The 12,323-nt window shown below is 58.5% G+C and carries 7 protein-coding genes; 1 reads left to right on the forward strand and 6 read right to left on the reverse strand.

Translation table 11 applies throughout. From position 1 onward, the window contains the following. The 5 genes from ACTEK7_RS27535 to ACTEK7_RS27555 all read right to left on the reverse strand — a co-directional run. Window positions 1-1,450: family 16 glycosylhydrolase (locus ACTEK7_RS27535; RefSeq protein WP_474810014.1), on the reverse strand; the 1,450-nt coding region annotated here is incomplete at its 3' end. Window positions 1,451-1,972: 522 nt separating this feature from the next. Beyond that, window positions 1,973-2,536 carry a transglutaminase-like cysteine peptidase gene (locus ACTEK7_RS27540; RefSeq protein WP_225136188.1) on the reverse strand — a complete coding sequence of 188 codons (564 nt, stop codon included), beginning with the start codon at window positions 2,534-2,536 and terminating at the stop codon, window positions 1,973-1,975. 463 nt (window positions 2,537-2,999) lie between these two features. Then, window positions 3,000-3,413, reverse strand: coding sequence for a VanZ family protein (locus tag ACTEK7_RS27545; protein WP_225147023.1), 414 nt, complete (start codon window positions 3,411-3,413; stop codon window positions 3,000-3,002). A 512-nt stretch (window positions 3,414-3,925) separates the two neighbouring features. Further along, complete coding sequence (locus tag ACTEK7_RS27550; protein ID WP_225147024.1) at window positions 3,926-4,294, reverse strand: hypothetical protein; 369 nt, start codon at window positions 4,292-4,294, stop codon at window positions 3,926-3,928. 5,445 nt (window positions 4,295-9,739) lie between these two features. Then, window positions 9,740-10,411 (reverse strand): hypothetical protein, encoded by a 672-nt coding sequence (locus tag ACTEK7_RS27555; protein WP_225147026.1) that lies wholly within the window; start codon window positions 10,409-10,411, stop codon window positions 9,740-9,742. A gap of 354 nt (window positions 10,412-10,765) precedes the next feature. On the opposite strand from ACTEK7_RS27555, the gene ACTEK7_RS27560 reads away from it, so the two are divergent. After that, window positions 10,766-11,179: an excalibur calcium-binding domain-containing protein gene (locus ACTEK7_RS27560; protein WP_225147069.1), complete on the forward strand. Its 414-nt coding sequence runs from the start codon at window positions 10,766-10,768 to the stop codon at window positions 11,177-11,179. A gap of 619 nt (window positions 11,180-11,798) precedes the next feature. Here ACTEK7_RS27560 and ACTEK7_RS27565 read toward each other — a convergent pair. Continuing rightward, complete coding sequence (locus ACTEK7_RS27565) at window positions 11,799-12,062, reverse strand: hypothetical protein (RefSeq protein ID WP_225112405.1); 264 nt, start codon at window positions 12,060-12,062, stop codon at window positions 11,799-11,801. Window positions 12,063-12,323: the final 261 nt, after the last annotated feature.

A 12,323-nucleotide genomic window follows, 5' to 3' on the forward strand; every position in this document is an offset into this window, starting at 1 on the left:
CGGCAATGGTGTCGGATTGACCGGCCGCATGCGATGCATGGGCGGTCAATGTCCCGCCGATCTGGTTGCCATCGACCGAGATGGTGTAGAGCGCGTCTCCAAGATAGGCATCTTCGCTGATCTTGAAGATGAGTTGATCCGGACCGGCACCGATTGATAGTGATGAGCCGTTTTGTGTTTGTGAAGGCGTACCGGTTGTATTTGTCGGAGGTGGGGTCGTTATCACCGGTGTGGTCGGTTCGGCCGGTGCACCATCATGGAAGCTGAAGGTCTGTCCGAGTACGTTTCCGATGGCGCCTTGCAGAAGGTTCGCACCGTTGAAGCTGACGGAGTCCACGTAAAGATTACGGTCGGTAGCCGGGGTGCCATCCCAGCGGTCGTTAAGGAAGTGAACTAGGACGGTGTGATCGCCGGGTCCCCAATTGCCGTGCACCGCGATCGTATCGGATTGACCGCCGGCATGCGATGCATGGGCCGTCAATGTCCCGCCGACCTGGTTGCCATCGACCGAGATGGTGTAGAGCGCGTCTCCAAGATAGGCATCTTCGCTGATCTTGAATACGAGTTGATCGGGACCGGCGCCGATCGATGTTGATGTCGGTGTGACTTGGGGTGTGCTCGAGGCAGTTGCAGCACCGTAGGTCCCGGGATCATTACCCGCTGGAGACGAGACCGGCTCCAGAGAAACAGCTGTGGCGGATGGGTCGGCAGAATAAACGCGGATGTAGTCGATCTTACTGGTGATAGGTACCTGTGCGAGGCTTGCGGGCTCTTGCGTAGCCAGATTCGTCAGAAGGTACATGGGTTGATGCATGTCGCTCGGCGTTGCGCGACTCCCAACCAGCTGGCCATCGACATAGAAACTGATCTGCTCATTCTGCCAATTTACGCCATAGGTATGATAGCCACCAGGATTGGGCAACTCGCTGTAGACCTGGAGCTGCGTCTGCCAGTTGTCATTCAACGCTCGGTCCGTGGTGTGGATGGTGCTGTATACCCCTTTGCTCCAGACGCCATAGCGCTCAACAACATCGAGTTCTTGCCACCGTCCGAGCCCATTCGGATCGGGAAGATTGTTCACGGGCAGCAGCCAAAATGCATCCCAAGCACCTGGCGACGACGAGAACTCTGCCCGAATCTCGAAGTAACCGTACTGTTGCGAGAAATTTCCCTGGGTTGTTATTAGTCCGGACTCCCAGCTTCCGGGGACTCCGAATGGAGTACGATCCGGAACAGCGGTAATCGCAAGCACTCCTTGGGAAACGGAGAAAGGATCGTATCCCGAGCTGGGGTCGACGAACGAGCTGGTGCCGAAGCCGACGTCGGACGCCGCATCGCCCCGCCATTCGGCTCTGGTGTCCGCCCACTTCGTGCCGGCGCCAGTAAGTGAAATGCTCCTGGAATTGAATTCATCGTCGAACGTCAGCTTGTAACCGCTAAGATCGATCATCGAAAATCTCCGCGAGCAGAGCCCTGAGCGGGACGAACGAAATATTTGTGCGAGAAACGAATGCTTCGAAGTTGCTGCAGTGAAAGGTGCGAGACCTATCGCGATGCGTTGATCGTTCGACGGCTCGGAGTATCAAACTTGCGTCAGTAGACAGTTCACACGGGTCGGATCGTCACTGTCGGCATGTGAGGGCCTGACCTACCGCACGCGCTTCAAGAGCAAATTCAAAGAACCGGATCACCGCGATCTCTCTCGACTATACGCTCGTAAAGCCTGGAAGTGCATGGTGAGGGGAGCGCATCCCTGCACTAATTTTAGGCGATTTCCCGGCGCGGACGCTGACCTCGCGGTACTGCCTCAATCCTTTTGAATCACAATAGAGGCAGAGCAGTGGGCTCGGGCCGAGCCAGTCAGCTGCGGTCCGCTGATAGCGCGTCATAAGCGTCATAAGCCAACCCGCCGTGACTTCGGACCAAGGCGCGCATGGACCAGGTCTCGTCGACTCTCGGCCATTCCACGGACTTACGATACGGTAAGCCTACGTGTCCAGAGTTGCGGGTCGTGACGCGATTGTATGCGCAGGAAAGCGTATTGGTCGGAAGCTTCGTTGACGTTGAGAATGGCCGTACTCAGGTTGTCGAGAACCAAAATAGCTCTGCCTTCTCGGACAAGCAGAACCAGGTGGTTTTCTCCGGTTGCCCGAATGCCAACCTCCGCAAGGAGAAGAGACGAACTCGGCCAACCAGCTCGCAGCAGGAGATGGCGCTTTGTGACAGCATAGTCCGCGCAGTTTCCCTCGCTGGGAAAGATCTGCCAGTCATAGTCATTCCGGCTTGCCGCTAACGCCTTCGGCATGATGCTGAAATTGACCATGGAATTGATCTGGTTGAGCTGTCGCCATCGCTGACTACGAGAACGGAAATCTGTGATGCGCAGATCGCCATGTTGCTGGCAATCTTCGGGATATCGGACGCAGAACAGCGCAAACGAAAGGGGTGCGGCGACTTGCTGTTCAAAACCGCAATAGGCCGGTTGGCCGCAAATCCAATACATTATGGCAAGTGTGCTTGCAGCATATCGGATCATCACTTGGGTGCCTGACAGAAACGACTACACCATCGCTCCATATTGCAGGCGCAAAAATTGGAGCGCTATATCAATTATGGGGCAATTGATGCCTAGCCTTGAAGCGTCGCTGCCGCAGCTGTTTGCCTCACCAACAACGCGGCGCTGGCGCGCGAACGTAGTCGCAAGGATGCAATCACCGCTCCAGAGAAGCGGGACAGACTTCCACCTGAAAAATTGGCTTCGCTGTCCAAAAACCTGCTTAGTACACTGAGGGCGCCAGCGTCGTTTCGAGCAGCCGCCGGCCCAATTTGCGGTGCCATCGCGGTGGCTGTTGGACCCGCAGAATGCACCCGGCTCTCAAGCCGAGCGACAACATAGCTGCGATCAGCCAGAGATCATCCATGACGGGCTGGCCTAGCTATTCGCGCCGCCTCAGCTTGTAGCGGTCGCTAGGAGCAGACGTATTTCAGAGCCGTGCCGCTCATCCGCGAGATACGATCTTGGTCATTGCCTGAGCTATACCGACGCGCGCGAGAGTGACGACAGAGATCCCGCAGACACCTCCAGCCACTTTGACCAGCACATCCATGAGGTCACCATGTCTATCAGCAGTCAGCAGCTGCAAGGCTTCGAGGATAACTGCGCTGCCGACGACGATCAGAGTTATGAGGATAATGCGATTCGAGTAGGCCAGCACGAGCACGACACCGAGGATGAAGAATCCGGCAAAGCGCTCGAACTGAGGGGGCGCAATCATGGGGCGATCGTGAATGGGAGCGAGCGTCACAAAAATCACGAGGGCGAGGGCCAACCATCCCGCCGCCAGAAAGAATTTGACCATGTCTTTTTGATCCAGGGTTCGTGTTCGGTGCAATGAGGCGAACAGCGCGAACATTTGGCCCTGTGCCGCAGCGGTTATCAACCGTATCGGGTGATGAAAAGGTAGGCAGGGGCCGCACGATCGATTGGCAGAGACCGTTATACGCGCGAGCCTGTATTTGCGTTCGTCCGAGTGAACGAGTTGTGAGCGCCTGCTATGGCGGTAGTTCGCAGCGGTTGACGGCTCCGAAGCTTGCGGGTGCGATGCCGCTACTCCGATGTTGCTGCGCATCCCGCGTTCGGGACTCCCATCAAGCGAACATCTCCGTGAGCGCAAACTGGAATCGAGAGTGCGCCGTCGGGAATTTCGATCTGATCCTTCAGCGCGGCCGGCGCATCGGCGAGCTAACGAAGCGCTGATTTCTGCTCTCGCGTAGCAGCAACACCCGTTTGGTTTGTGCGGCGTTCAGCAGGCCATCGAACAGGATCAGGACTTCGCGCGCCTGGACGTAAACTTCTGTGGTGACGGCGTCTCGATCGAAGCCATAGGCGGCAAGCCGCGCCTCGATCTCGGTCGCAGCGATGGGATCAATGCGCCAGCTCAGCGCATTTTTGCTGCGTGTAGTCTTCGGCCTGGGGTTCGAAGTCGGGATCGATCCTGGCCATGTCGATGCGCCGTAGCGCCGCTGCGATGGCCTGTTGGCGATGGGTCTCGAGCAATTTGTGCCGCAAGGTGCGGTAGCGCTGGATTTCCCAGGACAGTTCGGCGACATCGATGGCGAGCAGCCACTCGATGGCGGATCGGGGCGCAAGGTCGGCGAAGATCGCCTGCCGCAGTGCCAGGTAAAGCTCGAGGTGTTCGCCGGGCAGCAGCAGGGGCGGCAGTGCCAAGGCCTCAAACTCCACTGGTAGCGCGGTCGCGGTCAGCTGGTGTGTCGTTTGGATGGGACCGTTCATCGTGGTGAGGCCTCCAAGCCCAGGCTAGCGGGAAGGGGCGCGGCCTCGGTCGGACCCTGCGCCGGGCTCGTTGCCCACAGCTCCTGCGCGAGCGGCAGTGGGGCGATCTGCAGGTTCGCCCACCACGCCCGCTGGATCGAGAACAGCCACAACCCGAAGCAGATCCGGCCGTGATGGGGCATAGCTCGATCAAGGTTATATCTGACGTCTACGGGCACTTCTTTCAGACGCTGACGCGGATCAACGCGCCGCCGAAGCATTTCAGGCCCGATTGCTCGGGAGCTAATTTGATGTTGGATTGGTTTAAGTCTCTGTTTGGGCAAAACAAGGTAATCGCCCCCTCCTGGCCCTTGCATCTCGATGCCAGCTCCGAAGTTGCCTATCTGCGGCTCTCAAAAGCTTACCCGTCGGCGCGAGCGAATGGATTAGCAAGAGCGAGGCGGCCCAACTCTACTCAACCAGCGATGTTGTCTTCGATGAATGGGACAGCGCAGGCATACTCGCTGTTTCCGAATTCACGGCTTACGCCAAGCACGACTGCGATTTTCGCTTGGAGTCCGATCGCGTGATTTTCACTCGCAAGTGAGCGCAACACCAGCGCAACATCAAGGAGCTAAGCCATTGATTAGCTCAGCGCCCAAAACGTTTCTACCCCGCCGGTTGCAGGCTAGAGTCCTGCGGGGAGCGTAACTACCCCCTAAAATATCAATAGCTCGGCCGCTGTGCCTGTCTGAACGCACACCAGATGACAATTAAATTGCTGAGTTCACACGGTACCTCACCTGACCCAATGCTTCTATTGCCCCGTTAGCCGCGCATACGTGCCGCTCTCATGCTGCTCTAGCCAGCCTCGCTCCTGTGCCAGCGCGACTGGGGCGCGGAACTGCTCGCCGGTCCCGCTCTGCCAGGAGGGGATGAAGATGCGTCGCGAAGCGTTGCATATTTGCAACCCGCGACGCCGGGCCGGTTAGTAAGCTCGTGGACCGGAATGACGAAAACATATTTCGCTTTGATATGATCGCGGGGACGAAAAATGTTTGATGTTTATCGCAATGGCAAGCGTGACGTGCTCGTTCTAAGCGCAGGCTCCTCAATCCCAGGCGCTTGTTCTACAAATAGGTGGCGCAAGAGCAGAACAAGAATTCTCAAAGTAAGCGAGGAGATTAGGTCAACGGTTCAGCGACAAGGGTATTACGTCCGTAGCTTGCGGGTCACGAAAAAAGGACTGATCTAATTCGGGCGCACGGAGACCCCGGCACACTACCACCAAGCCGCTATGCTCTCGCTTTTCTGGGTGCCAGCCGCTACTTGCCTAAATTGCCGCCGGCGCTGGCCCGGCCATTCCCGAGCCGACGTTTGCCGAATTCCGATAGCGTTTTCGACGCAACCTGCATACCGCAACTCGGCTGCTCGCAACCTCCTGGCTGTTTGTCAATCGCTTTGGCGTAAAGTTCGGAGTACGACATTTCTACGGGAGGTGCGAGCATGGTCGTGATGGCCAAGCTCGTCCGAGTTGGCGTGTCCAGATGTTCTCGCGTAACCTCCGCCTAGGGCGTCGAGATCAATCCGCTTGCTGTGGCAACTATCCAGCGATTGCCCCAGCGCAAGATAGAGTCAATTCGCCCGATGCCAGGGACCACGTCACCGCGTGCTGCCATTCGAATTCCGTCGGGCCCTTCGAGCACCGCCGTTCCCCCGCGAACGTCCAGCACGGCCCAACCTGCAATGGTCGTTGGTCTTGTCTCGACGGCCGACAGGAGCGGCCCCGCGGGCGCGAGCGAGCCCGTTACAGACGCGTCCGCGTCGACAGCCGAAGAAGCTGGGCTCGAAGTGTCCGCGGATTGCGCCCCACTCGCGGTTTTGGCCAGAGGCCTCGCAGCAACGCTCGCGATGACTGTGGAGGGTTGCGTTAAAGCAGGCGCTGTTCGCGAGGCCGACGCTGCCACACTCTTTCGGGCGCTTTCGGCCTTACCGCCTGACTTTGTGTCCGGCGTGCGGCGCGAAGCCGTTTCTACCTGAGCAGCCGGGCTGAGAGCCGAGAGAGCTGCAGGACCATACCAAGCAACAGCCCAGCCCAATCCGAAGCCCCCAGCCAAAGCGAGCACAACGAGCCAAATAGTGGGTTTTGAGGGACCGCTTGGCGCCAATAACGCCAGGACCTCATCTCGCGTAGAGGTCGAGAAATCCAATCGGTCGAGAGTGACAGGCCGTGTGGCGACCTCGCCACTGCCGTGATCTGCGACGGTCACGATCCTTTCCAGGGTATTCGCATGGTGCAATGGCATGCTCAGGTCCCTTGCGGTCGCCAATGATCGTGCCGGGACCTAAACCAACCCTTAACAGCCGGTGCACTCAGCACGCGTAACGGAGCCAAGGATCGAAGGGCTATCCAAGTGATAAGGGCGCCACCCCTGCTGGGCAGCCGTCGCGCGAGTAAAGGGCAGAATGGGACTACCAGCCTGAGAGACCGGGCGCGCGTGAATGCTGCGGTACCGGGCGTGTAGCTTTGCCGAACAGACCGAGCTTGCGGAACGAAAACGACCCGAAAGACAAGCGAAAGGAATGCGCTGTGACAATGGTGTAGGGGACTTAGCGTAGCCCTTTTAATCCGCTCGTCATTTATGGGTTGTATACTCCAACCCTGGATTGCATATTTTTCCCCGTTGTCGACCGCCTTTGCTTTCAACAATCATGATTTGGGCAGTAATGAGTAATCGAAGTCGGGTTTGCAATTATTCGACTATTCTGGGCGAGCGGGTCGAGGGACTGCTCGCACTGTTTCGAGAACTGCAGACCCTCCGGCGTCGCCTACGAGCCGCGCAGGCGAGAACGATTGCGAGCACTAGCCGTACTCCTAAAGCTCGTCGTAGGAGAGTGCTTCGGCGGAGATAGCGATTGCGAGCTCGTACCGCGGTTCAGTGCGATGATCGAACTTGCCGTTTCCGCTTTCTGGGAAGCTCGCGCCAGATCGCTCGACCGCGACCTCATGATTCAGGACCCGCGGAGCACCGAGGCATCGCAGCAACAGTCGCACAGCTCTTTGGATCGGTGCACGATAGTTAATTTGCGTCGCGTGCGCGATTCAGGCCTGCTCTCTCCTAACCAACCAGTCAAATCTATGGGGGCGAGAATGATCGTACGGGCCGGGGCTATTGTTGCGTTGTTGCTGATCCCGCTGGGGTCCGAAGCCTTCGCTTCGCGTCACCAGAGGCTGACGGGGCGCATCTCGTGCAGCGAGGTTAGATACTACGTCGCGAAATATTCGGCACCAGTGGCCGAGATGTACGCACGCAATCATGGCGCTACTGACGCACAGATCGAACGGGCGCGACGTTGCTTGGCCTCAAACGAGACTGCAGAAACCGAGCGACCGCGCGCTTATATCGATTAAGGTCGTAAATCGGCCCCCATGGAAGTGCTCTTGTGTGTCGTCTGCTACACAAGGATGTAGAGCTGAGTGCTAGCATTGCCGAACGGATCGTGCTGCGGATGCCAAACGGCTCAGAGATCGGCCGAAGAGTGCGGGGTACGCGCCGAGATCATGAAGAGCTGGGTGGCCCGCGACAGCCACTTAAAGCTTGCTGAGGCTTACGAAGTTCTGGCGCAATAAAGCAGGTCGGCACCTCTTTTGCTACATCCCGCCGGGAAAAGTGGCTCCAATTCTTGTTTCGCGCTAACCTTCACGACATGTGAGTCGGGGGGATTCATGGAACGGAAGCCTTTCGAGAGCATGGCTCTTGAAGAGCTCTGGCAACTTCATACCGTCGTCAATGATATTCTGGCCGAGAGGCTTTTGGCGAAGAAGGAGGAGCTAGAGCGACGACTGGAGCTCCTCAAGCGAGAAGACAAAGCTTCCCATTAAAGCCTCGCAATCGGCTCGCGGGTTCACGCTGGCGAGACTAGCCGCTTGAGGGAACCGTGATTGCTGGCGCGAACCGTTCGGAGAATGTTGCAGCCTTTGCATCCCGTGCCGCGGAAAGGGCGGCCGAAATAAACGTGGAACATCCGATGGTTGCGAACGCTAAGAGGGCCGTACCGAAAATTAGGCTACGCATTTGAGCCTCCCGCAACGGGCGTTACCAGCAGAGTATCGGATTGCATTGTTTCAGCTTCGCTTCGTTGGGAGCCTCAAATGGCTTCGTACACGCGGCCGTGAATGCGCTCCATATGCACGATAAATCTCACGGTTGATCGCCGGGCGGCTAGCGGCGTGCTTGGTTCATTGATCTACGCAGCATGCTGTAGTGTTCCCTCCAGGAACAACGCGACCTGGCTGGACGCGGTAGTAGTCGTTTAAGTTTGTTAAGGACTACGTTCGCCGAAAAGGGAAGACTTCGAATGGGTGCCCAACGGCGGGCCCAAAGAAGAACAAGTTGGGGGCGTCCATGAGCACCCGCGGTCGAGCGGTGATTCCTGCTGCTGCAATTCGCGAACGTCTTCAGAGCATTGTTGCTGCACTGGTTGAATTAGAGGAAATCCGAGCCCGAGTTCTCGCGGCTGAACAGAGCGAAAAGCCAACAAGGCCCAAGCCGAAGAAGCGCCCCCGCCGAGGCAAGCCCACTGGCAGGAAGCGCTAGCCACCGTCGCCCATGGCTTGCGACCGCGCGCCGGGCGGCCAGGAGCGACCGTCCCTGCTCTCAGTTCGACTGTCGGTCTTGCGTGCCATCCCTCGCACGACCTGTCGCCAGCTCCTCCCCGAGGGGGCTTGGGTATTTCCATGGAGCCCGATTCACAAATTTGAATCCCAAGTGGACGATTTCTTGGGATGAAGCTGTGTTTGCCGACCAGACGGCGGCAGACCTCTCGGTCCCAGCTCGTTTTTCGATCCGGAAAAACCTCCAGGCTGGGGCCGATGTGGTCTACTCCGGAAGCGAGCCTTTTCCGTCTAGCAGCCGCACAGAAGTGCAGCTCGAGTCAACGTCCGGCCCATACAGGCCGCCGTTGATGGGGCCTGCTCATTGATCTATCGCAACGGTCTGCTCGGGCCGCGAGGGATGGTCGGCTTTCAGGGAGCTTGCGATGGGCACCGATTACATGGCGGAAGCCGCCCGGCATCGGCACGTAGCCGAGGAGTACGAACCATAGCGTTAGGTACGTCAGATGAGCGCTGCGTAGGATCTACCTTAGACTTGCAGACGATTGCGATCTGCTCGCTGCAAACGAAGATAGGATTGCCAGCAATGGCAAGCTCGTAAACTAGAGGTCGCTCCATTGCGACGTTATGCCGAACTTGGCATTGGCCCATCTCGGATTTCTAGGCCCTTATGCTCGAGTGGCACCGACCTCGGCAGATGCCCACACTTCGACTGCTGTTGCAGCTTGAGCCGGACATCGGCCGGCAAGCCGATCATGAGTACGCCGGCCCAGTTTTGGGCTACGCGGCGCCTCTGTCTGAGGGTCACGATGATGCACTCAACGCCGGCGGGCGCAACCATGGCCCGCGGATCACAGAACGCATCCGCACCGAGCTGATTGGGCATAGGCCGACAGGCGCGGGTCGATTCCGGCATGCGCCTCGCAGAAGCGGTCGATGATTTGGGTGACTTTGTCGCTGTAGTCGCGGTGCCAGTGCCCAAGGCCGTGGAGAGCACTTTCCTGACAGGCGATCGATTCGAGCTGAAGGATACGGTCCATGGTTTGCAGCGCGCAATCGTGGATCGTCGGGAGGGCGGGGTCGCCAGGAAGAGCCAGGCACGGAAACGCATCCCACCACATATAGCAAACACCGTTTAGGGCTTTGCTGGCGGCTTCGCTCAGGTGGGACAGGCCAGGGTCGCAACGAGGCTCGAACAATTTCGCGAACAGCGCCGCGACAGAGGTGACGCAGCGAACACGGTCTTCGACCGGAACATCAGTTGAACAAAGCCATCCGCTATCGCCGCCGGCATTGGTATTCACAAGGTAAGTTAGGCCCTGCGCGATTTGGCTGTCGGCAAATCCCTGTAACGCAGGCTCCGGGTCTTCAAATAGTCGAGTGAGATAAGCTACGGCTTCAAGCGCCGGCGGATCCCACCAATCATGCTCAGGATCGAAGTACCAAGGTGCTTGCTGAAAGCGAACCTCGCGTCCAAACGCGTGCTCCAGCCAATCATCAAAGCTGAAATTCTGAAGACGCATCGCAAGTGCCTGCGGCTCATCCAAAGCAAGTCGATGGCCCAAACGACATCGCGGCCACTATAAGCCCATCACTATGAAGCTCGCTGGCCGATGCGGTTTCGCCTTAACCTAGCCAATGCTAGGCTAGATGGCGGATGAAGCCAAGCCGCGAAGCTTTCCGGATCAGGCCCAATCATGTTCTTCTATGCCGCAATGCTGACGCCGCGCTCGAGCTTGTGCAGGAGACTGGCCGATGCTGCGGCCGCTAGGATCAGTCCCGTTGCGCCCATTCGCCCTCCCTGAGCCAGGCGTGACGGAGCAGGTCGGGCGCGATCCTGGTTCGTAATAGAAGATCTCAGTGATGTTGTTTTCATGATGCCCCACCTTCCCGACCCCAATCCGGTTCGTCCCGGTCGCGGTCCTGAACTGCGACTGCGCAATTTGCAGCGCCGCTTCCGTGCGGTGTCGGCGCGCCATGATCGAACTACCAAGCTGCGGTCTGGGCTGCGGTGGGCCATCACGGCATTGGTCGCAATCGCTGCCTTGTTGGCCGCCTATCCGGCAATTTGGCTCCTTGTTTCGAGCCCGTGGTCGGTCACGACAACGCTCAAACACATCGCGTCCGCTCCCAATTGCGATTTTGCGCGCTTGGTCGGCTTAGCACCCGCGCGGCGCGGAGAGCCCGGCTATTGGCAGCACCACGATCGCGACGGGGATGGGGTTGCCTGCGAGCCATGGCGGCCGCATCGGGGAGAGGTCCCGCAACGAACAATAGCAATGGCCAATTAGGATTGAGTTACGCAGGCTTTGCGACGCGCCCAAATAGTGGTCGTGTTGGCCGTCGGTGAAGAGCGGCCGGCCGATCCGTGATCGCATGCGCTGCTGGGCTTGACCGGTCGGAGATGCGTCACTTCGAGACGTTGTCTTGCTTCGACTGCATCCTGGCCATGGTCGCGAATACCACCGAGCCAGCCCGATTCCCTTCCAATGATGAGAGCAAGAGGTCTTGCCTGTTTGACGCGAGCACATTCCCTGATCATCGGCGGAATTTCCCTGTTAGGATTTTAATGCATCGCGACGCATTGCCTGCGTTTCAGGGCGTCATTTCGCATTTTACGCCCGTTGGCCCCCCTGCGGCGGGCACTTTTCCCTGCAAATTTCCCTGTAAGCAGGGAATTGATCGCCGGCGCCGTTTGCACTTTTGGGCAGGCGTTTTTAATGCCGGCGTGGCTTGGGCTATGGACGGACGGAGGCGCAAGTTTTCCCGTTATCGCCGTCACCACGCTTATCGGCCGCTCTCCCAAAAGCGCTAAGAGAGTGAGTCAAACAAAAACCGCCGCGGCCGTTTGCTCGGCGCGGCGGTTGATGAGGACGGTTGGGTTGCGCTTAGCCTGTTGCTCCGGTTGCCTTACCGCACGTACCAATATCCCCACCAGCGCTGGGACACCGGCCGTGCCTGCGCCTTCATCGCTGCGACTTCTTCGGCCGGGCGAAGCTGCGGGCCATAGACCGCCGGTGGGTAGACGTTGTCCCAGAACACAAGCCCGCCCTGGACGGCGGCCGCCCGCTGTGACGGGGCAAGCGCGAGCTCGGCGGCTGATGTCGCGGATGCTGCCAAAGTGAGGCCGAGAGCGGCCAGGGCAATGGATGAAGCAACGGCGCGGAAGTTCATTGGATTGAATCCCTCATCAAATGCGATGGGTGATAATGCGACGGGTTCCGGATGGTTGCAAGGGCACGGGCAGGCCGGCTGACGCCGAATTTCCGGTTGCAGGGGCGCATGGTCTCGCCGGGGCGCGTCGGATCGACCGCGACGGACCTTGATGCATTGAGCTGCGAGAACGTCTCTTAGATATGTGGTCGTCATATATAGAGAGTGTTCGATGATCATCTCCGGCCGAGACGAGATCAGCCCGAGGCCGGCAGCGTTGCC

Source organism: Bradyrhizobium sp. JHI2711, from assembly GCF_056156565.1.